Source organism: Neptuniibacter halophilus (genome assembly GCF_030295765.1).
In the GTDB taxonomy this organism is placed as follows: Bacteria; Pseudomonadota; Gammaproteobacteria; order Pseudomonadales; family Balneatricaceae; genus Neptuniibacter; species Neptuniibacter halophilus.
In genome coordinates, this window is record NZ_AP027292.1 from 105,687 (window position 1) to 131,014 (window position 25,328).

Here is a 25,328-nt window from a genome sequence, read left to right on the forward strand (position 1 = left end):
AAAGCGACCTGATCACAGCTCCCGAAACCGACCTCCCGACGCCCCTGCGCCGGGAGGCCACTCCACGGCACTCCCCCAGCCTCTCCCGGCCCCACTTAATTCCCTGAACGTGCCTGCGTTACTTCTGCCGGTTTTAACCCCGCTATTGACATGATGATCATCATGCGAGATTCTAATTCGCATGACGACCATCATGCGAGGTTACCATGACGCTCAGAGCAGATATGAAACAGCAATCGCGGGACAAAATTCTCAGCGCTGCTGGACAGAGAATGCGGATTGAGGGGCTGGACGGATCCGGTATTGCAGCAGTAATGAAAGATGCCGGCCTCACCCACGGCGCGTTTTATTCGCATTTCAAAAACAAAGATGAAATGCTTCGCGATGCGCTGCATACCGCACTGGACGATAACCGCAAGCGCTGGATAGGACGGCCGAAAAAAGAACCTTGGTCACAACGCCTGGCCCGTCTGGCGAAACGCTACCTGACCCCAGGCCACCGTAACGATCTGAGTAACAGTTGTGCACTTGCCTCGCTGTGTTCGGAAGCCGCCCGCAGCAACGATGCTTTTCGGCAAAACTACGAAAAAGAGCTGCTTAAGTCGCTGACTGCAGTCTGTGGCGAAGCGTTCTCTGAAACAGATAAAGACCGTTCTCAACAATCACTGGCCTTTATGTCCCTGATCATCGGCTCACTGGTGTTATCCCGTGCCGTGTATTCAGAAGAATTATCTGACCGCTTACTGCAGGCAGGTCAGGCAACCGCTGAACGCCTGTCAGCAGATATAAACCCGCAACCAGAAAATCAAACCGCACCCACAGCGGAGAAAGACCATGAATAACTCACTGACCTATGCTCTGTTTATGTTACTCGCCGGTATCGGTATCCCTACGATGGCCACGCTCAACGGCGGCCTCGGCAGCAAACTGCTCAGTTCAACGCTGGCTACCACCATCTCACTGGCGGTTGGCTTCACCGTGGCGGTTATCTACCTGTTCGCAACTGAAGGGGTACCCAGCAAGCTTGTCGCCGCCGACACGCCGGTTTATTACTATCTGGGCGGATTCTGCGTGGCGTTTTATATCATCAGCGTCACCTGGATTGCGCCACGCTTCGGCATCTCCAATGCCATCGCTTTTGCCCTGCTTGGACAACTGATCGCCATGAGCGCTATCGACCACTTCGGCCTGCTGGGCGCTCAACAATCCACAATCGGATTACAACGGATCATTGGACTGGGCCTGATGGCGGCAGGTGTTTTTCTGGTCCTCAACAAAACCACCCCTGCCACCGTGTAACGCACCGGGCTACAGACAAGGCTCATACTGTTCGCTGCGCTGTTTCTGTTGCCATAACATAATCAGCGCCAGCGCCAGTAAAACGCCACTGCCACTGGCCAGCAGAAGATACAGCATCTCCAGTGAACCGGTGGTTGTCTGAATCAGACCGGCAACGAAATTCCCGGAGCTGCCACCAAGCGCTGACGCCACCATACCTAAACCGCTGAGCTGCATAGTCGCAACCGGAGAATAAACCTGAGATACCCAGGAGGCGAGAATCCCCCACACCGGGAAATAGATCAGCCCATAACCGATCCCGGCGATAAAGGCATACTCAACCGGATCATAGCTGAACACAGCCAGACTCACTGCATAGCCCAAAGCCATGACCAGCATGGCAGTTGCATGGCCTTTTTTGTCCGCCAGCCGACCAATACCCGCGCCGGCCAGCATGCCGCTCACCCCGAGTATCGTCCAGGTGGGCCCCGCCAGCGAGGTCTGCCCAAGCTCATCCAGATAAGTGTTCAGCCAGCCTGAAAAAGTAATGCAGGTAAAGCCGATCAGAAAATAGATGGCACAACTCAGCGCAGCGCGTTGCTCCGTCAGCAACGCCCGGAATAACTTGCGCGTACTCAGCACCCCGGGGCTGCGCTCAACCTGTGGGCTAACAAGTGCCACATCGGGCAACCCTTGAAGAGAACGCAACATAAACAGAGACAGCAGCAGAACAAAAACACCGGCTGCGGCGGTCACCATCCAGGTTATCTGCCAGCCAAGCAACGGTACCCAGAACAGCAGCAACAATCCGTTAACACCATAACCCCAGGCGGTGCCGCTGCCTGCCGCCGACAGGGAGCTGGCAGCTCTGTCTGCAGGCACATAGCGGGTAATAATACCGACAATAGAGCCCCAGCAAACCGCGGCACTGAAAGCCAGCAGCGCCAGCACCATAATCATCAGCACCGGCTGCAGCAAAACAGCAAGAGAGAATAAAAGCCCTGAGCTGGCCGCAGCCGAGAGCAGAATCAGTTTCTCTGCGGGCAGAATACGCCCCAACAATCCGATGGACATCGCGCCGGCCAGATACGCCAGTTGCGTCGCGATGCCAACCGCCGACAGGTGCCAGTAGGTAAGCCCCAGATCATCACGCATAAACGGAAACAGCGCGGCAAACAGAAACACGCCAAAGCCATGACTGAGCACCTGATTGGCCCCCAGTAATGCAGTTAATTTCATGCTTATTCTCCTTAATACTACTCGCCTGCTGATCTGAATAAGCGCCATTATTATTCACTTGACCACCTTCAATATATCGATAAATATTGACCAACACATTCAACTTAATTGAATCCTGATATGAAAGACCTGCCAATCTCACTTTTGCGAACCTTCGTGACCGTCGCCCGAACCCTGAACCTGACCAGTGCAGCGCAACAGCGGCATAAGGCTCCTTCAACCGTGAGTATGCAGTTAAGCCGGCTTGAGAGTCTGCTCGACGCAACCCTGCTGGAACGCGGACAGTATGGCGTCAGGCTGACCGCCGCAGGTCGCCAACTGGAGATGGATGCACGCAAACTGATCAGCCTGCATGACCAGATTCTTGGCAATTACCAGCATGGCGGCATTAAGGGCACCGTGCGTCTGGGCACCCATGATCAATACGCCACCCGTGTGCTGACCCCGATACTGGAAGCCTTTGTGCTCTCTTATCCCGAGGCAAATCTGGAAGTGTTTATTGACCATCGCCCGCAACAATTGCAGAAGATGCTGGATGAAGACCAACTTGATCTGGCCCTGATCGAAATGCCCTTCTCTTCGGAAGGAGGTGAACGTTTAACGCTGGATGAACTGGTCTGGGTACGCTCACCCAGTCATCAGATTGACCTCAACATGACCCTGCCTCTGGCGGTTTTCCTCGACGGCTGTTACCACCGGGACAGCGCCCAAAGCGCCCTGCAGGCAGCGGAGAAAGACTACCGTATCGCCTTCAGCAGCCAGAGCCGAACCGGTATTCTCGCCGCAGTCAAAGCCGGGATCGGCATCGGAGTTCTGCCCCGCTCTACCGTAGAACCGGGCATCTCTGTTATCGAAGAAGGGTTGCCAGCACTACCCAAAACCCACGCAACGCTGTTTGTCGCCAACAACGTAAACGAAGCCACTCAGCGCCTCTCAGCAACAATCCGCGAACGGGCAGCAGAGGGGTTGTTGCAGTAAACTAAGCTTCGGAGCTGCCAGCCCCCTCCTCACCCGGCTATCAGAGTCCACTGACCTGTCTGAAAGCCGCTGTCTGATCTACCGCCAGTCTGAAAGTAAGCGGAGAACCCGGCCGGTTCGGTTTCACCGAACCATCTGCCCAACTGACTTCGCGCTCACTGCTTTGTGGACTCAGGCCACGTCGCTTGCTTCTGATCGTTGTCGGGGACATGCCAAAGTGCTCTTTGAAACAGTTACTGAAATGACTGGAACTCACAAAGCCACTGGCCAGCGCCACATTGGTAATTGTCTCATTAGTCTGCTGCAATAAGTTTCGTGCATGGTTCAGCCTGATATGCAGGTAATGTCGTGAGGGGCTGATATCCAGATGATTATGAAACAGTCGCTCCAGTTGTCGGCGTGAAATATTAATACAATCGCTGATTTCCCCGAGTGTCAGGGGCTCCTCAATATTACTTCTCATCAACTGCATCGCTTCACGAACGGGTTCCGGAAGCCTTGGATCATCACCGATCTGCAGAGGTGTATCGGTTGAAGATTGCTTCACTGAGTCGCAATTGATGATCTGACAAACGTCTTTGACCGCCTCAGCGCCAATCACCGACTGAATCAGTCTGAGTATCATTTCTAAAGCGCTGGCAGGGCCGGAAGATGAAGCTCTTTTCTCATCAAACGACATCGTGTTTTTGGTAACCCGCAGATCTTTAAAAGATTCTCCGAAGTAAGCATGATTATCAGGATGCAGAGCTGACTCACGATCCTGCATCAGGCCCGCATGGGCAATCGGTATTACCCCATTCCAGAGCGCAGCGAGGACAGCACCCGATTTATCTGCCGACTGTAAAAATGAGGTTAACCTGGCATCCTCTGCCAGTGGGGTGCGATATCCGCCGCAGACAATGACGATGTCAAAATCAGCCCGGGCCAGCTCGTCATCTGTGGCTAAGCAACTATCAACTGGCAACTTGATCCCCAGATCACTGGTAACCGACTTTCCTGCGGTCGCGATCGTCTGATAGGTGAATATCTCCGAATCATGCACCAGATTGGTGGTAACCAAAGCATCCAGTGCCGCAGTAAAAGCCATCATTGAAAAATGCTCCTGGAGAACAAACCCTACCGAGGCTGATGACGTCATTGGCTGAGCAGATTTGGAGTTATTCATATGAGAACCCTTTATTATTGTGTTGGTTGCTTTGTGGTTTCCGGATGACAGGACAGCTAACAAGCCACTATCTAACTTATTGTTTATCCCCACTTGCTTCCAATGATATTTTCGCGGAGCTATTCATAACCAAAAGTCATTAAACCCGCGCCTCCCTCGTATCCAAAGCAGCAGGCATACCACCTGCAACCTGTTGAAAGCGTTTCATCTGACCTTTCGTTATGTGTATTATCAGTGCTTAAGAACGAACTATTAGGTGCTGATTGCTGTGGTAAAACACGTAGAACCCGATTTGATACTTGTAAAAATGCCCTCCCTGAGGGCGGTCAGGTGTTTTGTCGCAGCCGCTAAATATCAGAACTTCACCCGCGCGGCTGAAGCCCTTTGCGTGACTCAGGCTTCAATCAGCCGGCAGATCCGGGAGCTCGAAGACAACCTTGGCGTTGAGCTTTTCAAACGCACAGGCAGAGCCGTTGAGCTTACCGAGGCAGGCAATATTCTTTACGATGCCGGCTACCTTTCCTTTATGAACATTGCGCAAGCCGCACGCCGTATTGGTGAAGCCGCCAAAACAAGGCATGAATTGACGATCTGCTGCAGCCCGGCATTCTCTGCATTCTGGCTGTCCGCCCATCTGCCCAGCTTCTTTACCGAAAACCCCGACATTGTCGTGAACGTCGTCACCACGAACAACTTCCTGCATATGGAACCCGGTGTCTACCCGGACATGTTCATCAACAAAGCCTGCGATACCCGGGAGGGCTATCATTCCATCCCTCTGTTCTACGACCGTGTATTTCCGGTCTGCTCCCCTCTGTATCTGAAGCAGCATCCCGAAATTGAAACTCTGGAAGGCCTGCAAACGTCCCGACTGCTGAATCTGACCCCATACGGACGCTCCGGGGTTGCCGAGCATGTTGACTGGGGTGTCTGGTTTAATACCCTGGATTCTGAACTGGGCTCTGATTTAACCGAGGACGACTTCTCATTTAACGCCAATGATTACAACATGCTGATCCAGATGGCACTCAGCCATCAGGGGGTTACGCTGGGCTGGAACCAACTGGTTTCACCGATGATCGATCAGGGCTGGCTGGTTAAGGCAGGTGAGCTGGAAGTCTGCTACCGCGAAAAGTTACATTACCTGACCTACTCAGAAAACAAGGCTCAAGACCCGGCCTTTATGACATTTAAAGAATGGTTTCTGGAGCGTATAGCTCAGGAACCCACCTGCGTCGCCAATTTATCTGATAAAGAATAAGGCGCGCAGCTCAGCCCGCAAGGCACACATCCTGTAACGCCCCCTGACCCGCTATCTGTCTCTGTGCGAAGGTGAAACTCGCCTGCCTGATCATGGGCGCAGCGCAATAATACCCCCCGGATACTCCCGAGCACTGGCCTTATTTCCATAACCTGACGTTATGCTTTCCATGCAAAAAAGGTTGATTGTGCCGGTTTCTTTTACCTCGTTAATATTTATTGCACGTCGGGATCAAATTATTCCGGTCCAGAATAACAACCATATTGACGGTGAATGCAATGCAATTTGAAGGTATTTATACGCCGGTCATCACTCCATTCAAAGATGACTACTCCATTGACTATGACGCTTACGCAGCCCAGGTTGAATACCTGCTGAAGTCCGGTGTTCACGGTCTTATGATTGGCGGAACCACGGGTGAGTACTATGTAGAAACCCACGAAGAGCGCGTAGAACTTCTGAAAATCGCTCGCCAGATCTGTGCAGATAATCTGCAGATTATTTTTGGTACCGGATCAGTTAACCCAAACGCCTCAGTTAAGCTGGCTGAAGATGCGGCCAAACATCAGGCCGATATAATTTTGCTGGCTACACCGCCATACTCGTTGCCAACCCAGTATGAACTGGCGCAGCACGCACTGACCATTGACAGTGCGGCCGACCTGCCGGTGATGCTGTACAACTACCCTGATCGCATGGGTATCAATATGGAAGCCGAGTTTTTCGATCTGATCGCTGATCGTAAGAACATCTGCGGCATCAAGGAAAGCTCCGGTGACATTAACCGACTGCACATGCTGGTTAATCAGTACCCTGAAATTCAGGTTTCCTGCGGCATGGACGATCAGGCACTGGAATTCTTTGCCTGGGGTGCAAAAAGCTGGGTATGTGCCGGTTCGAACTTCCTGCCGGAAGAGCATCTGGCTTTGTATCAGGCTTGCGTCATCGAAAATGATTTCGGCAAAGGTCGCCGCATCATGGCAGAAATGATGCCTCTGATGCAGGTTCTGGAACAGGGTGGCAAATTCATCCAGAGCGTTAAGTACGGTGTAACTCACGGTGGCCGTTTCGCCGGCGAAGTCCGCAAACCCCTTCTGGGCCTGAGCGAAGACGAGAAACAGGCCATGGCGGCGGTAGTCGAGACCCTGAAAACGAACATCCGCGATATTGTGGAAGGAGCGAAGTGATGTCTGATCTACGTACTCATCAGGAATACCAGAAGATTGCCGCAGAACTGACGCCTCCATCCCAGTGCTTCATCAACGGTAGTTTACATTCCGCCAGCAACGGAGAGGTCATCAAGGTGACCAACCCGGCAACCGGTGCTGAGATCACTCAGATCCCGGCATGCACAACCGAAGATGTAGATCTGGCGGTAGCGGCTGCCCGTGATGTATTTGAAAGTGGAAGCTGGAGCAAACGTCACCCTGGCGAGCGCAAGGAAGTGCTGATTAAACTGGCACAGTTGATTGAGGACAATGGTGATGAACTGGCCGTACTGGAAAGTATGGATTCAGGTAAACCGATCGCCGACTGTGTCACCATTGATATTCCAGAAGTGGCTCACACACTGCGCTGGCACGCTGAACTGATCGATAAAATCTATGATCAGACAGCACCTGTAGGCAGTGGCGCTGTATCAATGATCGTACGCGAACCGGTAGGCGTAGTCGGTGCCGTTCTGCCCTGGAATTTCCCAATTCTGATGCTGGCATGGAAGATCGCGCCGTCTCTGGCTGCAGGTTGCTCTGTTGTACTCAAACCGGCTGCGCAAACCTCCCTGACAGCTATTCGTGTTGCTGAACTGGCGGTGGAAGCTGGCCTGCCTGCGGGCGTGCTGAATGTTATCACCGGTTCTGGTCGCGTGGTGGGTGAGGCAATCGGCAAACACATGGATATCGACATGGTGACCTTCACCGGTTCTACCGCAACGGGTCGGAAATTCCTCAACTACTCCGCTGACTCCAACATCAAAGAAGTCGTACTGGAACTGGGCGGTAAGAACCCATGCGTTGTCCTGAATGACGCTGAGGATCTTGATGTGGTTGCCGAGCATGTTGTATCTGCCGCGTTCTGGAACATGGGTGAAAACTGCTCTGCAGGCTCCCGCCTGATCGTCGAAGAGGGTATCAAAGACGCGCTGCTTGAGAAGATTGTTGAGCAAGCTAGAGCGTGGAAAACCGGTGACCCACTCGACCCGGAAAATCAGTTGGGCGCACTGGTCGATCAGGGCCACTTCAATAAGGTGACCGAATACTTCGATATCGCTAAAGAAGATGGTCATCAGTTGGTAATTGGTGGCGAATCTGTCGATGGCTGCTACGTACTGCCTACCATCTATGATGGCGTTAAAAACAGTGACCGTCTGGCCCGCGAAGAAATTTTCGGCCCGATTCTTTCAGTGATTACCGTATCGGGTTATGAAGAAGCTATCGCTGTGGCCAACGACACAGAATACGGTCTGACCGCATCTGTTTTCACCGCACATGCTAAGCGCTCAATGCGTGCGGCTCAGGCGCTGAGAGCGGGTACCGTCACGGTCAACTGCTTCGGCGAGGGCGATATCAGCACACCGTTTGGCGGCTATAAACAGTCCGGCTTTGGTGGTCGCGATAACTCAATCCACGCCCATGACCAGTTCACTCAACTGAAAACAATCTGGGTCGATCTGGATTGATCACGCTACAGCGTGTTCTGAACATCAGTTCACGCTCGTTCTTTATGATTTTTTAGCAACCCCTTTGCTGGCCGGGCCTGAATACGGCTCCGGGCCTGGCCAGCAAAGCTTTACCCTGCTCGATGGAATCATCATGGCTAATAAAAACAACATTAATGTCAAACGCCTGCCGGTTGACCCGGGTCCAGCCGCCTGGAACAGCATTCTCCCCAAAGCGCGTACCTATCCACTCCTCAGGGAAGATATCACCGTAGATTGGGCGATTATTGGTGGCGGTTTTGCCGGTTTAGCCGCAGCGAAACGGTTATCCCAACTGGTGGGTAATGACAGCATCGCCCTGCTGGAAGCCAGTGCACTGGCACAGGGACCTGCAGGTCGTAATAGCGGATTTATGATCGATCTGCCCCACGAGCTGAACTCCGAAAGCTATGCCGGCGGGCATGCGCAGGATCTGCGTCAGATAAAACTGAATCGCGCGGCTATCGATTTTGCCCGCGAAATGGCAGAAGAATACGCAATGCCCAAGGCCGTTTTTGACCCCTGCGGTAAAGTCACTGCAGCCGGCACGGCAAAAGGTGTTGCACACATTGAAAGCTATCGGCAGCACCTCGAAACACTGGGCGAACAGTACGAGGTTCGCTCCGCCGACGAGATGAAGACCTGGACCGGCACAGAGTTCTATCAAAAAGGCCTGTTTACCCCGGGCGCTGTCATGATTCAGCCCGCCTCATTCATCCGCTCAGTGGCTGATGGGCTCTCTGAGCGAGTTGCCATCTATGAGAATACCCCGGTGGTCTCGATGCAACTGGGCGATACACACACACTGTCGACCCCGCAGGGAAAGGTGAAAGCCAAAAACGTGATCATGGCCGTTAACGGGCATCTCCAGTCTTTTGGTTATTTCCCGGGTCGCTTGCTGCATGTTTTTACCTACGCCTCAATGACTCGCCCACTCTCGCCCCAGGAGATCAAAAGGCTTGGTGGAAGTTCAGACTGGGGTATACTCCCGGCAGACCCTATGGGAACAACGGTTCGACGTTTCTCAGATTATCAGGGTGGCGGGGATCGCATCGTCATCAGAAACCATGCGACTCTGAATCAGTCCATTGAAGCCAAAGAGAGCAATATGCAGCGGGCTGCAATGCTGCAGGACCGCTCATTTGAGAATCGGTTTCCCATGCTCTCGGGTATTGAAATGGAATATCGGTGGGGCGGCAGATTATGCCTGACACTGAATTCAGTACCGGCCTTTGGTGAAATTGAAGAGCGGGTCTGGTCCGCCTGCTGCCAGAACGGACTGGGGACGGTGAAAGGTACACTGTCGGGCATGATGGCTGCGGAGCAAGCCGTCTTGGGCAAATCCGAACTGCTTGACCTGTTTCTGGACTACCCTAACCCTTCCCGACTGCCACCGGAACCCTTCCTCAGCATTGGTGCCAATGCCACCATGCGCTTCAAGGAGTGGCAAGCGGGGCTTGAACTCTGACGTTTATCTGAAGCCGGCCGCTGGCCGGCTTACCCGCTTTCTGTAGCTGCAATACCTTGTACCTGCATCACCTCATATTGACCTAAAAACCCTTGTTGATTTCAACATCGCTTTAAACGCCGATCATCTCGTCTGTTCTGGCTTGTTTTATCCAGCTCAGCGTTCTCTGTGCTCAACCACACAGTCCCGCAGGCCTGCTCAATCGAAGCGCCCTCCCCTTTATCCCCGACAAAAACCGGTGGTTTTCATGGTTCAGATGAAAACTCTGTTTTCATACTGCCATTGAGTGAAAACCAGCAGAAATAAGGCATGAAAAGCGCAAAAACCAATAACTTCAGGTTATGGATAGCACAGTAAATATATCATTGGACGGTTTTTGCCCCCCCTCCATATACTGATTGAACGTACTCATAGCGCTGTCGAAGGTCACCTTCGGATGATCACAACAGTATTTGAGAGCAACCAAAAGACAACAATAACAAGGGTTACTAGCATGAAGTTTATTGCTAAAAAAATTGCCAAAACCACACAGATTGTTACGGTTTCCGCAGCGATTGCTCTGTTTGGCGCAGCCGAAGCCACTGCCAGTGATAACAACTACAAATTCAAACTTGCTCTTGAGTCAGGGGACCGTGACTCCGCTCAGGGTAAATCCATGCAGAAATGGGCAGATTTGATCAAACAGAACTCCGATGGCCGCATGAAAGTGAATATTTTCTATCAGGGCGAGCTGGGTGGTCAGCAGGAGATGTTCGATCAGTTGGTCAAGGGCAACATCGATATGATGGTGACCTGGCCGCAAACCTCTTATGACGAGCGCCTGGCGGTCAACTACATTCCGTATCTGACCCTTGGCTGGGATGATGCACTTGCAGCCTACGGCGAGAACGGCTGGCTGAAGAATATCCTCGGCCCGGTCTACAAAGATATCGGCCTGAAATATTTCGGCCCTTATCCTGAAGGTTTTGGCGGCATTGCCACCAAAGGTCGCTACGCGACTTCCTTCGAAGCTGCGAAAGGCATGAAAGTACGTTCACAGCCGGTATTCCCTCTGCCACAGACCATGAAAGCCATGGGTTTCCAGGCCGTGCCAATCGATTGGGCTGAAGTTTACACCTCTATCCAGACAGGCGTCGTGGATGGGGACTCCAGCAACGTGATCTACTGGGATTACGAGTACTTCCGTGATCAGCTGAACTACTACGTTCATTCAAAACACAACTTCTCCTCTTACGCATTGCTGATGAGCGATGAAACCTGGGCTGAGCTTGACGCTGAAGATCGCAAGATCATTGAAGAAAGCGCTCAGGTGATCATTAACGAACAGTTCAAGGCCGCAAAAGCTGAAGATGAGAAATGGATCAAGGCTGCTCAGGAAGCGGGCATGGAATACATCGTGCCAACCACTGAAGAGATGCAGGCCTGGGTAAAACGAGTGCGTGACGAAGTATGGCCACAGGCTGAGGAATCCCTCGGCAGTGAGCTCATGGCTAAACTGCGCGCTAACGCCTCTGTACCTCAGTAAGTCGTCATTAGTTCTATCCTTATAAAAGCTCTCTGAGCACAAACGACCGGCGGAACCCCGTCGGTCGTTACAAGAAAAAAAGCGGGTTACCAATGACTATTCTCCTCTCCTCCATAAGCACGATTGATCAACTGATCTCCGCGGTGATTAAACCTATCGTTGTGCTGATCAGTTCAGCGATTGCACTGATGCTGACTTACGGCATTTTCACCCGGGCGATACTCGATCAACCCGTGTTCGGCCTTGAAGAGCTGGTCCTTATGAGCGCCATGTGGCTCTACATGCTCGGAGCCGTACTGGCTTCCAGAGATCGCTCTCACCTCTGCGCAGACTTCGTGCAGGTTTTTACCGATAACCAGAAAGTGATCAGCTTTATGCATTTGCTGGCCACTTTTATCTCACTGGTGATGGCTGGCTTCTTTGCCACCTGGAGCTTTGACCTGATGCAATGGGCCTTTGAAAAGAGCCAGACCACTACGGTGTTTAAACTGCCCTGGTATCTGTCTCAAAGCAGCCTGTTTGTGGCCAGTGTTTTATTTATCTTTTATCTGATCCGCGACCTGCTCAACGATCTGAATAGCTTTAAAAATGATTAACGACCCACGGAATAGCGGCGTAGTCAAAATATAAATATAAAGTATTAGGGTTTTATTATGGGTGCTTTAATTGCAATCGCCGCTGTGGTGATATTAATGATGATTGGCGTACCGGTGGTCTTTTCATTCGCCGCCATGACGCTGATTCTTTCCGTGATGTACGAGGTCGATATCTCGTCTCTGATGACCACCGGCTTCTGGTCGGTTAACTCCATCATCCTTCTGGCGCTCCCCCTGTTCATCATGACCGGCTACCTGATGCAGGCCGGTGGACTGGCCGCCCGACTGGTAGAGTTTGTTGAAAATCTGGTGGGACGCTCACGCAGTGGTATGGGCTCATCCATGGTCTTGGCCTGCGGTGTTTTCGGTGCTATCTCCGGTACCGCCTCCGCCGCCGTAGCCTCAATCGGTACCATTATGATCGGCCCGATGGAGCGCCATGGATATAGCCGCGAATACACCAGCGCCCTGCTCGGCATCTCCTCATTACTCGGCCTGCTGATTCCTCCCAGCATTACCATGATTCTGTATGCAGTAGTAACCCGACAGTCCGTAGCCGCCTGCTTTCTGGCAACCATCGGTCCCGGCATTCTGCTGATAATAACGTTGTGCTTCATGAACTGGCTGAAGATGCGCAATCACCCGGATGAAGCCGCTGAGAAGATGAACATGCGCGAACGCGCCGAAGCAATCGGTGGCAGCTTCTGGAAAGCGCTGCCCGCACTGATGCTGCCTGTCATCATTCTGGGGGGTATTTACGGTGGTGTATTCACACCGACAGAAGCCGCTGCCGTTGCTGTTGTCTACTCTGTTCCGGTTGGATTCTTTATCTATAAAGAGCTGGATTTCAAGAAAATGGCAGCCTGCCTGATTAACGCAGCCGCTACCACCGGCGTCATCATGGTCATTCTGGTATTCTCATTCGTCGCCAGCCGCATCTTCACCTTCGAGCGGGTTCCTCAGGAACTCACTGAGCTGATGATGGATCTGTTCCAGAATAAACTGCTGATTCTGCTGGTCGTGAATATCTTCCTGATCCTGCTGGGCATGATTATGGATGATGTCAGTGTCGTTGCGATTATCAGCCCGCTGCTACTGCCCGTGATGGTGAATATCGGTGTCGATCCGGTTCACTTTGCAGCGATTGTCGGTACCAGTGTGGTCATTGGCTGTAACAGCCCGCCGATGGCGCCAATTCTGTTTATGACCTGCCGTATCGGTAAAGTAGGTATGTCTCAGGTGATGCGTCCGGCCCTTGGCTTTATGGCATTCGCTGCCCTGCCCGTCATGCTGGTCACTACCTACTGGCCACCACTGGCGCTTTATCTGCCAAGACTATTTGGTTATATCAACTGAGCGAACCATGCTCCCGATCAAACAGGGCTTTATGCCCTGTTTTCGCATGTTCGAGGTAGCGATATGAAACCGCTGACTAAGCAATTCTGGCTGGGCGTAAAAGATCTGATGCCTCTGGTATCCGGAATCCTGCCCTTCGGGCTCATCGCCGGTGCTACCGGCGTTTCACTGGGCATGACCCCGGAAATGATCATGGGCATGACCCTTTTATTCTTCGCGGGTTCCGCGCAACTGGCCAGCTACAGTCTTATTCAGGATAACGCGCCCTTCCTGATCATACTGCTGACAGTCATCGTTATAAATTTACGCTTCGCTATCTATAGCGCCAGCTTCTCCGGACTGATCGGCCCTCTGCGAAAACGCTATCGTTTCCCACTGGCCTATATGCTCTCCGATCAGGTTTATGGTCTCTGTCAGCGCCCGGAACAGGTGGAAAAAACAGCACCTGAACGGCTTTTCTATCTCAGCGGTGTAGCCAGCTCTATGCTGCTGGCCTGGATTGGTTCTGTCGCGCTCGGCATCGTTTTGGGCTCGGAAATTCCACCGAGCTGGTCCCTTGAATTTACTATCCCACTGGCCTTTCTCACGATGCTGGTCGGCACCATCAGTAACCGACGAATGCTGCTGGCAGCCATCATCTCGGCCAGCGCAGCCATTATCTTTTACGCCTTACCTTACAACCTGGGCTTTCTGATTGCTGTCGGCTGTGGCGTCCTCAGCGGCTACCTGATTCGCCCAAGTCACCCATAATGGATCAATGACCATGAACACGACTGAGCTCTGGTTTCTCTTTGCCGCTGTTGGTCTGGCAACTTTTCTGGTCAGGCTTTCTTTTATTCAGTTTCATGCCAGAACCGATACCCTGATCCAACGCTATCGGCACGTTTTAAGCCTGCTACCTGCTGTGATTCTGGCCGCGCTCTGCGCGCCCTCTCTCCTGTTCAGCAGACCCATAGCAGAGTTTTCGATCAGCGCTGAACAACTGGCAGCGGCGACGGTAACAATAGTGATCGCCAGGTTTTCACGCAGTGTACTCTGGCCTGTGGCCGGAGGGATGCTGACGCTCTGGATGCTCAACAGCATCGGTTAAGGCACACAGATCCGCCCAACTTATGTCTATACTGCATTTCATAATCCGTGCTGCGGTAATGCGGTATTGCCAATCAGTACCCAGTGTATTCCGGTTTAATCGGATACTCCCGGGAAACGAGTTAAGCGCTGCGATGAGTCAGTTCCCAGTCCACCTTGCGGGTAAGATCAGGCGGGCCTGCGCAATCGCGCTGACCTGCCTTCTGTTAACCCCTGCTGTTTATGCAGGTGATAACACTCTGCGCCTGACGGCCAATGAATGGCCGCCCTACACATCCGCCCGGATTCAGGGTGGGGGTCTGGTTGTAGAACTGATCTCAGCCGCTTTTAAACGGCAGGGTATCAACACCCGCTGGGAGATAATTCCATGGAACAGAGCCCTGCGCGAGGTTGCGTTTAACCAGTTAGACGGCATGCCCGCCTGGTATAGCAGTGAGCGTGCCCGAAAGTTTCTCTACAGTGATCCGATCCTGCTGAATAAGATTGTGCTGGTAAAACGGAAAGACCGGGTATTTTCCTGGAACACCATTGAAGATCTGACCCCTTACACATTTGTACTCCTCAGAGGCGGTGTTCACTCCGAAGAGTTTGATCACTCAGACAAGATCACCAGGCGGTATGTCTCAGAGGAGGAAAGTGCAATAAAAATGGTCGCAGAAGGCAGAGTAGATCTCACCATCAGAGACGCCGGCATGCTGAACTACTCTCTGCAAGGGCCTCTGCAGGAGTACCAGGACAAAGTAGAGATGGTAACTCCCGCCCTCAGCTACAACCATCTGTATTTTATGGTCTCCCGGAACCACCCCAGAGCTACAGAGATTATCGACACCTTCAACAAGGGGCTGAAAACCATCAAACTGGATGGCACGATGACGTCCCTGAAACAACAGTATGGTTTTTCACCCGATCAGGCAGTGGAGTAAAAAGGACTTCGACGGTAAACGCTTAAGCGGCTTGTCGTAATAATAAAAAATGCCGCCGTATGCCAGACAATCGTTTTGGCCAATTCCCATAAAATATCTGAGCATCATAACGCCTCACAATCATAACAAGATGGTAGTTGTATGCCCGGTATCAATCTCAGCTTCAAGCACAAACTTCTGCTCGCCATTGGCTTGACCTTTATAGGCTATTTATCACTGTCTACCCTTTCGGTTTCCTCACTGGCCTCGCTCAGTGAAACATCCGAAGATATTGACCAGTTAAATCAGCAACAAACCATTCTTAACCAGCTCCATCTGGAAATCCTCAAACTTTCAGCAGAAGATGACAGCCCGAAAAATATGCAGGCAATCAACGGGCTTGAGCAGAAATATTCTGATTTATTTGCACAGTATTCGATTCCCGAAGAGAGTCAGGCATCCATGATGCCGTTACTCAGTAGCTGGATCACCAGCAAACAGGATGCTGCCCTGATACTGCAACAACTCGGTGATCTGGAGACCCGGGGCGAACTTTATAACTACAACCAGAAACTGCTGACATTAGAGCAATCACTCTTCAGTGTTTACCGTAAGACATTTAAAGCCTTCCATCTGGCGGTACTTGAGATGATTCAGACTGGCAGCCTTAAAAGTCAGGATGCAATCCAGTCTGAACTGGCTGAGTTAAACCGTCTGGTCGTAGAAAAAGATATGACGGATTATCTCGGCGAGCCGCTGGCCGCAGTAGAAGCCACTTTAAAGCCGCTGATCCTGCGTTACCAGCAACTAGAAATACTGTCAGTGGCTATGCAGCAAACCCGGGCTCAGTTAATCCAGCAGATCAGTGCAGAGAAGCAATCCTTAAATACCAAATTATCCGACGCAAGAGCTGTGGCTCAACAGAACGGTCAGGTCGTTATTCAACAGATTATTCTTTGCGGGGTTATTGTTTCATTGCTGGTTCTGGGGCTTCTTCTGTTCACCTGGCTGCAGGCTAACCGCACCCTCAGCCAGACCGTCGGTTCTTTACAAAAAGTTTCCTCAGGCGATCTGAGTATTAAGCTCAACGTCAATCAGCAGAGAAACGATGAGTTTGACCAGTTAGGCTTAGCCGTGAACCTGCTGACGCAAAACCTCTCCGATATGTTCAGCAAGATAACCAAAGGCAGTAATCAGGTTCAGCAGATGACTCACCAGCTACAGGCCACGCTGAGCAGCCTTACGGAGAGAAATATCGATGCAGGCCTGCAGGCGCAAACTGTCGCTGCCGCCGTTGAGCAGATCACAACAACGACTGCTCAGATGGCGTCTGAAACATCCGCCGCACAAAAACAGGCGACTCAGGCCAGAGATACCGCAGAGAACAGCAAAGCGGTAGTCACAGACGCGCTCAGCTCACTGGACCAGATTGGTCAGGTATTCACTGAACTTAATCATTGTGCAGGTGAGCTCGATAGCGCATCGAGTAAAGTGGACGGCGTGACCGACATGATCAACGGCTTAGCCGAGCAAACCAACCTTCTGGCACTCAATGCCGCGATAGAAGCCGCACGTGCGGGTGAAGCCGGGCGAGGCTTTTCGGTTGTCGCTGACGAAGTAAGAGCACTGGCGGAAAAAACAGTAAAGGCCACCAGCGATATCAACCAGATCGTTCAGGCCATGAAAATGCAGCTCACCTCACTTATGACCACTATGGATCAGGGCGCCAGCCGGGTCACCGAAAGCCTGCAATTGGGAGATCAGGCAGCCGGGGAGATTAACAACATCAGCAATCTGATTGTGCAGGTTTCAGAAACCAACAACCGGTTAGCGATTGGTATCGAGGAAGTCGCACAGACATCACATGAAATAAACCAGAACATGACGAAAGTGGCTGATACGGTCGAACAGAACATAGGGCTCAGCCGTGAAGTTCTGGATTTTTCAGGCAGCGTGACCACGCTGAGCGCCGAGCAGGAAACAATTTGCCGGCAATTCCGAACGGAATCTGACTGAGGAAAGCTAAAGAAAGCCAGCTTCGGACAAGCACCGGTCATCCCTTGATCTGTCGGCCACGCTGACTGTAAAGAAACTGCTTTTCAGCTCAGCGTTACAGAAGCGTGGCCGCACTTCTCAATCCGCTTGGGTATGCAGACTCTGCAGTGTATCTGCTAATAATTCCAGACGATCCTGCCCCCAGAACTGTTCGCCATCCAGCACATAGGCAGGTACGCCGAGTACCTCTTTGGCTATCGCATCTTGCGTGTTTTCCCGGTAAACCGCGTCCACCTCAGAGGAATCTGCTTGCAGCAGTATCTCCTCACTTTCCATGTTTAATGCATCCAGAAGCGCACGGATTACCTCCGGGTCGGCAATATTTTTCTGTTCTGCCCAACACGCGGCGAGTGCGCGCCCAAGAAACGCACCAGCGTCCTCGCCGGCGAGCTGCAGTGCAATCACACATTTATCGGCAAGACTGGGATCCACCGGGAAATAAGCCGGATGTAAATGGACCGGCAAGCCCCTTTTCCGTGCCCAACGACCGATCTCCAGCAAACGATAGTTCTGCCGGGCCTTGGGTCGCTCCTTAAGCGGAAGCGCGCCCGATTCGGCAAAGATCTGAGGCACGATAACAGGCTTATAAAGTATCCGGGCATGAAAACTGCCCGCCAGTTCCAGCAAACGCGTATGACCCAAATAGGTAAACGGAGAGAGGCTGGTACAGTAGTAGTCTATTTGCCTGTTCATGTCGGACGTCCCCGGTAGCATTATCACTAAGCAGATGAAAAGATTTGCCAGATTAATAGCATATCAGTGCAGGGCGTGAAAGCGGATCAGGATTATTCCGGGCCCGGCTACGCGGTCACAGTCACCGCAATAGCGGATAGTGTGAGGCTGCTGTTCAACTAATCCCGGTAAACAGCAGCCGTCTGATTGCCAGCCTGATTATTCCCTACGTTGAAGGATATACCCTGACCGCTAAAGCCTTGCCCATCGATATTGAAGCGATCAATACCATGCTTGTGGCGACGGTCGTTGACATATTTTCGAATCAAACAAGAACATAACAATTGAGTATGAATCACCTGCAACGCTATAGGCACAGAGCAAGCGCTTTTCATATCGGTTCTTTTACCCTAACGGGGAACAATTCAGTATTGCCTTAGACTGCATAGGATCTGACCAAGGTACTGAGCACTGAATTAAAGCCTATACATTAGGATTAAGGCCTAATAATAGTCATATCTTAATCAACAAGCTTTCTTCAATTCGCAAGAAACGGAGATACTCCACATTAAACCACCTGCCCCGCGGCAAACCCTGAGGCCCAGGCCCACTGGAAGTTGTGGCCGCCCAGATGGCCGGTGACATCGAGGCATTCACCGATAAAGTAGAGGCCGGGGGCTTTTTTCGCTTCCATGGTTTTCTGGTTGATCTCGTTGGTGTCGATACCGCCCAGCGTGACTTCCGCAGTGCGGTAGCCTTCGGTGCCGGAGGGTTTGATTTTCCACTGGCGGAACGCCTGTTCGACCTGTTCCAGATCTTTGTTGGAGAGGCTGCCCATAACCCCTGCCAGAGCGAACATCTGGCAGAGTATCTGCGCCATGCGCTTACTCATCTGCTGTGCCATCACATTCACCAGCTCCGCTTTAGGCCGGGCTTCACGCTGCTCTTTCAGCCAGGTGAGCAGATCAAATTCGGGGAACAGATCCAGCGTGACTTCGCCACCGGGTTGCCAGTAGGAGGAGATCTGCAGGATCGCGGGGCCGCTGAGGCCGCGATGGGTAAACAGCATATTTTCTACAAAGCGGGTCTTACCGATGCTGGCGGCAATTTTATGCGATACTCCCGACAGCTCCTTCAACAGCTCTTTCTCTTTCGGCTGCAGGGTAAAAGGCACCAGCGCTGCGCTGCAGGGCAGCACTTCAAGGCCATACTGCTGAGCAATGTCGTAAGCAAAAGGAGTCGCACCGCCATTGGGTATGGAGAGACCGCCGCTGGCAATCACCACTGAAGATGCAGCAATTTCGCCATCGCTGCTCTGTAACCGGTAGCCCTGCTCACAGGGCACAATGGCAGACACTGAAACGCCGGTGCGGATCTCATTGCCGGCCCATTCCGATTCGGTGAGAAGTAGTTGCAAAATCTCTTTGCTGCTCTCATTGCAGAACAGTTGGCCAAGCGTTTTCTCGTGGTATTCCACCCCGTGACGTTCGACCAGTTCGATAAAGTCCTGCGCACTGTAGCGGCTGAGAGCTGATTTGCAGAAATGCGGGTTAGCAGAGAGAAAGTTAGCCGGGCCGTTATGAATATTGGTGAAGTTACAGCGCCCGCCGCCGGACATCAGAATCTTCCGGCCCACCTTTGCAGTATGTTCCAGCACCAGCACCGAACGCCCCCGGTAACCGGCTGTTGCAGCGCACATCAGCCCTGAGGCTCCGGCACCGATAATCACCACATCATACTGCAACACGCGCACTCTCCGCTGATTTTGAAAGCGCGCTATCTTACCATAGCCCTGATCGCCCGGTGTCAGTTTTTATGGGAGCCATCGCACAGTGGCGGCGTGCCGGACTGCTTACACATGCAGAGCCAGACATCACCATCTTTTTCGGCGGTGAACACCACCGGATCGATGCCGGTACCCTGATGTGAACCATCACAAAACGGCTGTGAAGCAGAGCGCCCGCAGGCACACCACGCGTAGGTCTGGCCCTCTTCCAGATGAACTTTGGCCGGCGCATCCCCTGCCCGGTGTACCGGTGAATGAGACATAGCATGGCACTCCTCTGATTTAGGGTTCGGTTTCCACTAAACGTAGAAGAGAGCCGGGGTTTGAGCAAACTTTGCTCAGCCTGCAGATTGCCTCAGGCGCTGAAGATTAGCATCAAGCCACTGCTCAAGGTTACCTTTGAGCGGCTTCTGTAAACCATTGACCTGCCACACACCGGCAACCGGACTGCCTTTACCCGTATCCCGCTTAAGTTGCAGTGCGTCAGGGGCACAGTCAGAGACAGCCACCGGTAAGTTGGTGGCCCGGGCCAACGGCATCAGTTCAGGGCTTAACAGGCAGATCTCTGCCAGATCATGATCGATCAGCCACTGATCCATCTGCAGTGCATAATCCCGCACCTGTTGTTGCAATTGCAGTTGGTTGGCCCGAATGGTGGCGGCATAGCGCGGCCAGATCCGCTGCATATCACGCGCCAGTATCTGACTCATCACCTGCAGATTATCCGGTGCCATCCAGAATGAGGTGCGGTTATCGGTATCTTCCCGGCTCAGGCTGATCCGGGCACCGCCATTGAGCAGTTCGGAAGCCGCATCCAGCTCAATCACGGCAACGTTATTCGCACGCAGGTGTTTCAGCAACGCCTGTTCCGGCCAGACTGACTCGATGGTCGTCAGAGCCGTTACCGGTTCCAGCCCGGAAATCACGTTGCCGCTTTTATGCTGCAACCAGTTACCGATCCGGCTGACCGGCAGACGTTTCGGAGGCAGGTAGATGGCTTTAACCGGTGTTCCGTTCAGCAGGGCCTGATTGAGTGCATGCAGCACGGGCAGTGCACTGACAATCGATGCATCCGGTTGGGCTTTACTGTGGGCCTGTGCAGGTGTGAGGTAAAACAGAAAAAGTACAGAGGTAAGAGCAATCAGTGTTCGCATATCAGGCCTCAGGCATACGCATTCATTCGGTTAATCAATACGGCGAGAACAAACCCAAGGCTCGCCAGCAGCACGATGGAAGCGCCGGATGGAATCGGCAGTTCAAGCGCCATCGGCAGAATAATCCCCAACACACAACAGGAGGTCGACAGCAGAATATTCAGCCAGAAAAATTGCCGCAGGTTGTGGCTGATCAAGCGGGCCGTCGTCGCCGGAATCAACAGCATAGCGCCCACCAGTACCGCACCGGCGATCTTTACCGCCGCCACAGTAATCAGCGCAATGAGGGCGACAAATACATAATCGAACAAGCGGGTATTGATACCGCTCACCTGCGCCAGTTCAGGGTTCAGCGCGGCCTGCAATGCCTGATTACCAAAGCAGATCGCCAGCAGGGAGCAGATCGCCGCAATCACCGCCAGTACCAGCAGGTCCTGATCCTGAACCGTAAGGATCGAGCCAAACAGCACATTTTCCAGAATATGGATGTTTACCTTACGCGCCACATAGAGCAGCAGCGCGGCCCCTATAGCGATGGCCACCGCCAGAAACACGCCGACCAGTGCATCATAAGGCACCTCGGTACGGCTCTTTACCCAGTGCAGCAACAGGGCAAAGATCAGGCAGAAACTGAACAGCGAGGCATACGGGTGCGCCGCCGGCTCGCCCAGCAGAATCCCTATCGCAATACCGGTCAGGGCTGCGTGCCCTACCGCTTCGGAGAAAAAAGCCAGACGCTTGATCACCACCAGACTCCCCATCCCCCCCAGCAAGGGGCCGATGATCAGCGCCGCCACCAGCGCATTGATCAGAAATCCGTATTCAAAGATCGCCGGCAGGCTTCCCGCCTCTGCCAGTTGAAACACCCAGTTACGTAATGCCTCCATCAGGCCACCTCCGCCATCGCACTGCCAAACGACGTCTCAGGCAGGCTCAGCAGATGCGGATGCCCGCTCTGTTTTAAGCCACCGTCTACCAGCAGGACATTGTCGGCATGCTGCGCAACAAACTGCATGTCGTGGTGCACCATGATCAGCGTTTTCTCCTCTGCCCTGAGGCTCAGTATCAGTTCGGCAAACAGCGTCTGCCCCTCTGTATCCAGCCCGGTCATTGGCTCATCCAGAAACCACAGATCCGCCGGCCGGCTCAGCGCAAGTGCAAACATCAGGCGCTGACGTTCACCACCGGAGAGCCGCCCCAGTTGCAGGCCGGCTTTATCCTGCATCCCTACCCGGCACAACAAATCCGTTACCTGCTGACGGCGCTTCAGTCCGGCACCCAAAAACACCGGGCGGCGACTGACAGCCGAGAGCAAAAAATCAGCGCAGGTCACCGGCAGTACCTGATCAAATCGTGGCTGCTGCGGTATATATACCGGACGCTGCGCCTTACCCGGCCAGTGCCGGATAATCTCACCCCGGTAGGCAGTCAGCCCCAGCAACGAACGCAACAATGAGGTTTTTCCTGCGCCATTAGGCCCCACCAGCAGATGCAACTGCCCTGCTGCCAACTGGGCATTCACAGGGGCCAGAATGGTTCTGCCATTCAGGCTCAGGCTGAGGTTATTCACGCTGATTTCCGGTCCCATTCAGGCCCCCTTGTTCACTGCAGACTGGATCGCCTCAACCAGTGTTTTCAGGTTCGCTTCCATCTCCCGGTAAACCAGATCCGGGTCATACTCACCAAATGTCAGGTGGGAGAAGTGATGCAACTGAACCCCGGTGGCTTCCTCCACCGTCGCCACATAGCGATAGTCCATATTCAGCTCGGTAAACAGCAACTGCACATTGGCCTGCCGAATCCGGTCGATGGTGGCCTGTAACTGACTGGCACTGGGCTCAACACCGTGAGCCGGTTCAATCACCGTATCGACACCGATTCCGAATTCCTGCAGAAAATACCCGTAAGCGTTGTGGGTACTGGCGATGCGGATGCCCGTCAGATCCAGCCCCAGCAACGCTTTGCTGTAATGATTTTTCAGTTTGCGCAGCTTACGCGCATAAGCCACCGCGTTTTTCTTGAAGAACGTGGCGTTGTCCGGGTCCAGCTCACCCAACGACTCGGCGATGGTATAAACCTGCCGCACTGCCGCACTGATCGAAACAAAAGTATGCGGATTCCATGCCCCCTGCGTATTCTCCGCCGCCAGCAGTGGGACGTCGCGGTTGGCGTGGATCAGACGCAGATGATCACGCTCTTTCCCATACTGACTCTCCAGCGTTTCCAGCGCCCGGAACGCAAACTCATCATGGCCAATTCCGTTCACCACCAGCGCGTCCATGGTCATCAGGCGTTTCAGGTCTGCCGGTTGCAGCTCGTAGCTGTGGGGGTTAAACCCGGCTTTCACCAGCGGTACGATCTCAGCGCGGTCCTGCACAATATTCGCCACATAGGCATAGTAAGGGTGCAGTGTGATACCGACTTTCAGCGGGGCTGCCGACAGATTCAGACTGAGCAGCAGAAGAGAAAAAATAAAGCCTGGTTTAATGATGTTCATCGACGGTCTGCCATGAGGTCAGATCAGCGCAATCTGCGCTGAATCCGGGATTAAAATACCAATACACGCCGGAGTCAGATGCCCCCGGCTTAAGAATAAATGTCGCGTCTCCGGGGGACCCCGGCACGCCGTAATAACATCCCCCGGCCAGCAACTGCCACTGATACTGCCCGGCATGCTCCGTATCCGCTGCAAACGGCGGCAGTTGCATATCTACCAGCTCAGCCAGAGCCGGCAATACTCCGGGATCAGAGGTGATAAAGCGGATCTCGTCGGCCGCGTTGATCAGCGATGTCAGCATCGCCCGGCCCTGCAGATCCAGATGCAGATGGGTCGTCGCGCTCCGGGTCTGAGTCTGATTAAACTGCAGTAACATGGCGGCCGCAGTCAGGATGATTGCGATACAGAGCAATAGCCAGCCACTCTCACGACGGCCATCATCGGGCAGGAGCCGCTCCCGCGTGCCGCCCGAATTAAAGCTCGCCATAGTCCACCTCTACCGGGAATTCATGCCCGGAATCAAACTGGATATAAAACTCGCCCTGTGGCTGGCTGAAGCTGACCAGTGAGCGCTGATCCGCCTCGGCTTCGGCAATCAGATTTTCATCGTAATCGTACAGGCGCACCGGTTTACCTGTGGCTTTGGAGCCATCACTGAAACCAACCCGACATTCGATCATTTCGCTCTGTGCTGCACATTCCATCATCGGATAATGCGCCAGGGCGCCCGCGGAGATCATCAGCCCCGTCAGGCCACCAAGGAGAGTCAACGGCCGGATCATTCCGGCAGTACCTCAAAGCTCATATAGCGGATCGACATTTTGTAATCTGCCAACGGGCTGTCTACCGGGCTTTTCAGGCTCGCACCGAGCAACCAGGGGCCTGCCTGCTCCGGGGTAAAGCGGATAGCGCCCTGCTGATCAGTATTCAACTGCAGAGCGCCACGTTCACTGCGATAACGGGTGCCGCCGGGGGTGATTTCCACTTCAACATCGCTCACCGGCTTGCCATCAAGCAGCAGCGCCAGCTCAACCGGCTCACCGACGACAATATCGCTCGGATGGGTCAGCAGATTAAGATCCAGACCTTTGGCCGCCGGGGTCAGAACGCTGTCACTCGGTGTGTTGTTGGTGACATAGGTTCGGGTCGACAGATCGATCAGCAGGGTAGATACGTCACGGGCATTTTTCGGCAACCGCTGCTTCGCTTCCTGTTTGTTCGCCATCATCCGCTTCGGGGTATCCCGTTTGCCGGATTTATAGCTGGTAAAGTAGAACGCCGGGCGCTGTCCCTCAATCTTGTAGGTTCCGTTCTGATCCAGATACAGCTCAAACACACTGCGCCGATGGCCTTTGAAATAGCTGCCCAGCGGTTGCCGGTCACCATCCGGCGCATACAGCTTAAAGCTGTCCAGCGGTACACCTTTGTCATAGGCAAAAACCGTATGCGATGCACTCACATCAAAACTGACCCATTGCCCCTGACCCTCTTCAGTCGACAGAGAAAACTCACTGGGCAGTACCCACAGCGGATGAGCCTGCGCCATCGATGAGATGGCCAGCAAACCGCCCAGCAGGCAGCTTTTAACAGGGTGACGTATGCCTTTAAACAT

General features: G+C 53.1%; 26 protein-coding genes. 14 read left to right on the forward strand and 12 right to left on the reverse strand.

The genetic code is table 11. The features are described 5' to 3' along the window. Nucleotides 1-224 precede the first annotated feature (224 nt). On the forward strand, nt 225-842 hold the full coding sequence (locus tag QUD59_RS00500) for a TetR/AcrR family transcriptional regulator (protein WP_286238847.1): 618 nt from the start codon (nt 225-227) through the stop codon (nt 840-842). Then, a complete protein-coding gene (locus QUD59_RS00505) occupies nt 835-1,299 on the forward strand; it encodes a DMT family transporter (protein WP_286238848.1) in 465 nt (154 codons plus the stop codon). Before QUD59_RS00500 ends, QUD59_RS00505 begins: the two co-directional genes overlap by 8 nt. A gap of 9 nt (nt 1,300-1,308) precedes the next feature. Here the strand turns inward: QUD59_RS00505 and QUD59_RS00510 are convergent, their stop codons facing one another. After that, nucleotides 1,309-2,517 carry an MFS transporter gene (locus tag QUD59_RS00510; protein WP_286238849.1) on the reverse strand — a complete coding sequence of 403 codons (1,209 nt, stop codon included), beginning with the start codon at nt 2,515-2,517 and terminating at the stop codon, nt 1,309-1,311. Between the two features lie 120 nt (nt 2,518-2,637). On the opposite strand from QUD59_RS00510, the gene QUD59_RS00515 reads away from it, so the two are divergent. After that, nucleotides 2,638-3,495 carry a LysR family transcriptional regulator gene (locus QUD59_RS00515; protein ID WP_286238850.1) on the forward strand — a complete coding sequence of 286 codons (858 nt, stop codon included), beginning with the start codon at nt 2,638-2,640 and terminating at the stop codon, nt 3,493-3,495. 40 nt (nt 3,496-3,535) lie between these two features. On the opposite strand, the gene QUD59_RS00520 is transcribed toward QUD59_RS00515, so the two are convergent. Further along, complete coding sequence (locus QUD59_RS00520) at nt 3,536-4,585, reverse strand: GlxA family transcriptional regulator (RefSeq protein ID WP_286238851.1); 1,050 nt, start codon at nt 4,583-4,585, stop codon at nt 3,536-3,538. A 367-nt stretch (nt 4,586-4,952) separates the two neighbouring features. Here QUD59_RS00520 and QUD59_RS00525 point away from each other — a divergent pair, with 367 nt between their 5' ends. The 11 genes from QUD59_RS00525 to QUD59_RS00575 all read left to right on the forward strand — a co-directional run bounded on the left by QUD59_RS00525 (nt 4,953) and on the right by QUD59_RS00575 (nt 17,568). Beyond that, the gene (locus QUD59_RS00525) at nt 4,953-5,921 is read left to right on the forward strand and encodes a LysR family transcriptional regulator (protein ID WP_286238852.1); all 969 of its coding nucleotides are present in this window, start codon (nt 4,953-4,955) and stop codon (nt 5,919-5,921) included. Between the two features lie 278 nt (nt 5,922-6,199). Next, nucleotides 6,200-7,108 carry a dihydrodipicolinate synthase family protein gene (locus QUD59_RS00530; RefSeq protein WP_286238853.1) on the forward strand — a complete coding sequence of 303 codons (909 nt, stop codon included), beginning with the start codon at nt 6,200-6,202 and terminating at the stop codon, nt 7,106-7,108. Next, nucleotides 7,108-8,598 carry an aldehyde dehydrogenase gene (locus QUD59_RS00535; RefSeq protein ID WP_286238854.1) on the forward strand — a complete coding sequence of 497 codons (1,491 nt, stop codon included), beginning with the start codon at nt 7,108-7,110 and terminating at the stop codon, nt 8,596-8,598. The genes QUD59_RS00530 and QUD59_RS00535 overlap by 1 nt, the downstream gene beginning before the upstream one ends. 133 nt (nt 8,599-8,731) lie before the next feature. Beyond that, entirely contained in the window at nt 8,732-10,084 is a 1,353-nt protein-coding gene (locus QUD59_RS00540; RefSeq protein WP_286238855.1) for an NAD(P)/FAD-dependent oxidoreductase, read from the forward strand. Between the two features lie 493 nt (nt 10,085-10,577). Further along, a complete protein-coding gene (gene dctP / locus QUD59_RS00545; protein ID WP_286238856.1) occupies nt 10,578-11,609 on the forward strand; it encodes a TRAP transporter substrate-binding protein DctP in 1,032 nt (343 codons plus the stop codon). 92 nt (nt 11,610-11,701) lie between these two features. Beyond that, nucleotides 11,702-12,205, forward strand: coding sequence for a TRAP transporter small permease (locus QUD59_RS00550; protein WP_286238858.1), 504 nt, complete (start codon nt 11,702-11,704; stop codon nt 12,203-12,205). A gap of 57 nt (nt 12,206-12,262) precedes the next feature. Next, a complete protein-coding gene (locus QUD59_RS00555; protein ID WP_286238859.1) occupies nt 12,263-13,561 on the forward strand; it encodes a TRAP transporter large permease in 1,299 nt (432 codons plus the stop codon). Between the two features lie 63 nt (nt 13,562-13,624). Beyond that, on the forward strand, nt 13,625-14,311 hold the full coding sequence (locus QUD59_RS00560) for an AzlC family ABC transporter permease (RefSeq protein ID WP_286238860.1): 687 nt from the start codon (nt 13,625-13,627) through the stop codon (nt 14,309-14,311). 13 nt (nt 14,312-14,324) lie between these two features. Further along, nucleotides 14,325-14,651 carry an AzlD domain-containing protein gene (locus QUD59_RS00565; RefSeq protein ID WP_286238861.1) on the forward strand — a complete coding sequence of 109 codons (327 nt, stop codon included), beginning with the start codon at nt 14,325-14,327 and terminating at the stop codon, nt 14,649-14,651. A 133-nt stretch (nt 14,652-14,784) separates the two neighbouring features. Next, nucleotides 14,785-15,573: a substrate-binding periplasmic protein gene (locus QUD59_RS00570; RefSeq protein WP_286238862.1), complete on the forward strand. Its 789-nt coding sequence runs from the start codon at nt 14,785-14,787 to the stop codon at nt 15,571-15,573. A gap of 141 nt (nt 15,574-15,714) precedes the next feature. Continuing rightward, nucleotides 15,715-17,568: a methyl-accepting chemotaxis protein gene (locus QUD59_RS00575; RefSeq protein ID WP_286238863.1), complete on the forward strand. Its 1,854-nt coding sequence runs from the start codon at nt 15,715-15,717 to the stop codon at nt 17,566-17,568. Between the two features lie 117 nt (nt 17,569-17,685). Here the strand turns inward: QUD59_RS00575 and QUD59_RS00580 are convergent, their stop codons facing one another. From QUD59_RS00580 to QUD59_RS00625, 10 genes are all read right to left on the reverse strand, one after another. After that, on the reverse strand, nt 17,686-18,300 hold the full coding sequence (locus QUD59_RS00580) for a 2-hydroxychromene-2-carboxylate isomerase (protein WP_286238864.1): 615 nt from the start codon (nt 18,298-18,300) through the stop codon (nt 17,686-17,688). A 547-nt stretch (nt 18,301-18,847) separates the two neighbouring features. Then, nucleotides 18,848-19,978 carry a BaiN/RdsA family NAD(P)/FAD-dependent oxidoreductase gene (locus QUD59_RS00585; protein WP_286241069.1) on the reverse strand — a complete coding sequence of 377 codons (1,131 nt, stop codon included), beginning with the start codon at nt 19,976-19,978 and terminating at the stop codon, nt 18,848-18,850. A gap of 107 nt (nt 19,979-20,085) precedes the next feature. Beyond that, nucleotides 20,086-20,328, reverse strand: coding sequence for a CDGSH iron-sulfur domain-containing protein (locus QUD59_RS00590; protein ID WP_286238865.1), 243 nt, complete (start codon nt 20,326-20,328; stop codon nt 20,086-20,088). A gap of 75 nt (nt 20,329-20,403) precedes the next feature. After that, nucleotides 20,404-21,219, reverse strand: coding sequence for a hypothetical protein (locus QUD59_RS00595; protein WP_286238866.1), 816 nt, complete (start codon nt 21,217-21,219; stop codon nt 20,404-20,406). 8 nt (nt 21,220-21,227) lie between these two features. Next, nucleotides 21,228-22,106, reverse strand: a complete 879-nt coding sequence (locus tag QUD59_RS00600) for a metal ABC transporter permease (protein ID WP_286238867.1) — start codon at nt 22,104-22,106, stop codon at nt 21,228-21,230. After that, the gene (locus QUD59_RS00605; RefSeq protein ID WP_286238868.1) at nt 22,106-22,807 is read right to left on the reverse strand and encodes a metal ABC transporter ATP-binding protein; all 702 of its coding nucleotides are present in this window, start codon (nt 22,805-22,807) and stop codon (nt 22,106-22,108) included. The genes QUD59_RS00600 and QUD59_RS00605 overlap by 1 nt, the downstream gene beginning before the upstream one ends. After that, nucleotides 22,808-23,716, reverse strand: a complete 909-nt coding sequence (locus QUD59_RS00610; protein WP_286238869.1) for a metal ABC transporter solute-binding protein, Zn/Mn family — start codon at nt 23,714-23,716, stop codon at nt 22,808-22,810. Beyond that, entirely contained in the window at nt 23,703-24,203 is a 501-nt protein-coding gene (locus tag QUD59_RS00615) for a DUF6162 family protein (RefSeq protein ID WP_286238871.1), read from the reverse strand. The genes QUD59_RS00610 and QUD59_RS00615 overlap by 14 nt, the downstream gene beginning before the upstream one ends. Next, nucleotides 24,190-24,498 (reverse strand): hypothetical protein, encoded by a 309-nt coding sequence (locus QUD59_RS00620; protein ID WP_286238872.1) that lies wholly within the window; start codon nt 24,496-24,498, stop codon nt 24,190-24,192. Before QUD59_RS00620 ends, QUD59_RS00615 begins: the two co-directional genes overlap by 14 nt. Further along, nucleotides 24,495-25,328 (reverse strand): DUF4198 domain-containing protein, encoded by an 834-nt coding sequence (locus tag QUD59_RS00625; protein WP_286238873.1) that lies wholly within the window; start codon nt 25,326-25,328, stop codon nt 24,495-24,497. Before QUD59_RS00625 ends, QUD59_RS00620 begins: the two co-directional genes overlap by 4 nt.

Bases quoted from the DNA above. Each gene is read 5' to 3' on its own strand.
- QUD59_RS00500 (WP_286238847.1), top strand. From the start codon at position 225: ATGAAACAGCAATCGCGGGACAAAATTCTCAGCGCTGCTGGACAGAGA.
- QUD59_RS00505 (WP_286238848.1), top strand. From the start codon at position 835: ATGAATAACTCACTGACCTATGCTCTGTTTATGTTACTCGCCGGTATC.
- QUD59_RS00510 (WP_286238849.1), bottom strand. From the start codon at position 2,517: ATGAAATTAACTGCATTACTGGGGGCCAATCAGGTGCTCAGTCATGGC.
- QUD59_RS00515 (WP_286238850.1), top strand. From the start codon at position 2,638: ATGAAAGACCTGCCAATCTCACTTTTGCGAACCTTCGTGACCGTCGCC.
- QUD59_RS00520 (WP_286238851.1), bottom strand. From the start codon at position 4,585: ATGATGGCTTTTACTGCGGCACTGGATGCTTTGGTTACCACCAATCTG.
- QUD59_RS00530 (WP_286238853.1), top strand. From the start codon at position 6,200: ATGCAATTTGAAGGTATTTATACGCCGGTCATCACTCCATTCAAAGAT.
- QUD59_RS00535 (WP_286238854.1), top strand. From the start codon at position 7,108: ATGTCTGATCTACGTACTCATCAGGAATACCAGAAGATTGCCGCAGAA.
- QUD59_RS00540 (WP_286238855.1), top strand. From the start codon at position 8,732: ATGGCTAATAAAAACAACATTAATGTCAAACGCCTGCCGGTTGACCCG.
- dctP (WP_286238856.1), top strand. From the start codon at position 10,578: ATGAAGTTTATTGCTAAAAAAATTGCCAAAACCACACAGATTGTTACG.
- QUD59_RS00550 (WP_286238858.1), top strand. From the start codon at position 11,702: ATGACTATTCTCCTCTCCTCCATAAGCACGATTGATCAACTGATCTCC.
- QUD59_RS00555 (WP_286238859.1), top strand. From the start codon at position 12,263: ATGGGTGCTTTAATTGCAATCGCCGCTGTGGTGATATTAATGATGATT.
- QUD59_RS00560 (WP_286238860.1), top strand. From the start codon at position 13,625: ATGAAACCGCTGACTAAGCAATTCTGGCTGGGCGTAAAAGATCTGATG.
- QUD59_RS00565 (WP_286238861.1), top strand. From the start codon at position 14,325: ATGAACACGACTGAGCTCTGGTTTCTCTTTGCCGCTGTTGGTCTGGCA.
- QUD59_RS00570 (WP_286238862.1), top strand. From the start codon at position 14,785: ATGAGTCAGTTCCCAGTCCACCTTGCGGGTAAGATCAGGCGGGCCTGC.
- QUD59_RS00575 (WP_286238863.1), top strand. From the start codon at position 15,715: ATGCCCGGTATCAATCTCAGCTTCAAGCACAAACTTCTGCTCGCCATT.
- QUD59_RS00580 (WP_286238864.1), bottom strand. From the start codon at position 18,300: ATGAACAGGCAAATAGACTACTACTGTACCAGCCTCTCTCCGTTTACC.
- QUD59_RS00585 (WP_286241069.1), bottom strand. From the start codon at position 19,978: ATGTGCGCTGCAACAGCCGGTTACCGGGGGCGTTCGGTGCTGGTGCTG.
- QUD59_RS00590 (WP_286238865.1), bottom strand. From the start codon at position 20,328: ATGTCTCATTCACCGGTACACCGGGCAGGGGATGCGCCGGCCAAAGTT.
- QUD59_RS00595 (WP_286238866.1), bottom strand. From the start codon at position 21,219: ATGCGAACACTGATTGCTCTTACCTCTGTACTTTTTCTGTTTTACCTC.
- QUD59_RS00600 (WP_286238867.1), bottom strand. From the start codon at position 22,106: ATGGAGGCATTACGTAACTGGGTGTTTCAACTGGCAGAGGCGGGAAGC.
- QUD59_RS00605 (WP_286238868.1), bottom strand. From the start codon at position 22,807: ATGGGACCGGAAATCAGCGTGAATAACCTCAGCCTGAGCCTGAATGGC.
- QUD59_RS00610 (WP_286238869.1), bottom strand. From the start codon at position 23,716: ATGAACATCATTAAACCAGGCTTTATTTTTTCTCTTCTGCTGCTCAGT.
- QUD59_RS00615 (WP_286238871.1), bottom strand. From the start codon at position 24,203: ATGGCGAGCTTTAATTCGGGCGGCACGCGGGAGCGGCTCCTGCCCGAT.
- QUD59_RS00620 (WP_286238872.1), bottom strand. From the start codon at position 24,498: ATGATCCGGCCGTTGACTCTCCTTGGTGGCCTGACGGGGCTGATGATC.
- QUD59_RS00625 (WP_286238873.1), bottom strand. From the start codon at position 25,328: ATGTTTAAAGGCATACGTCACCCTGTTAAAAGCTGCCTGCTGGGCGGT.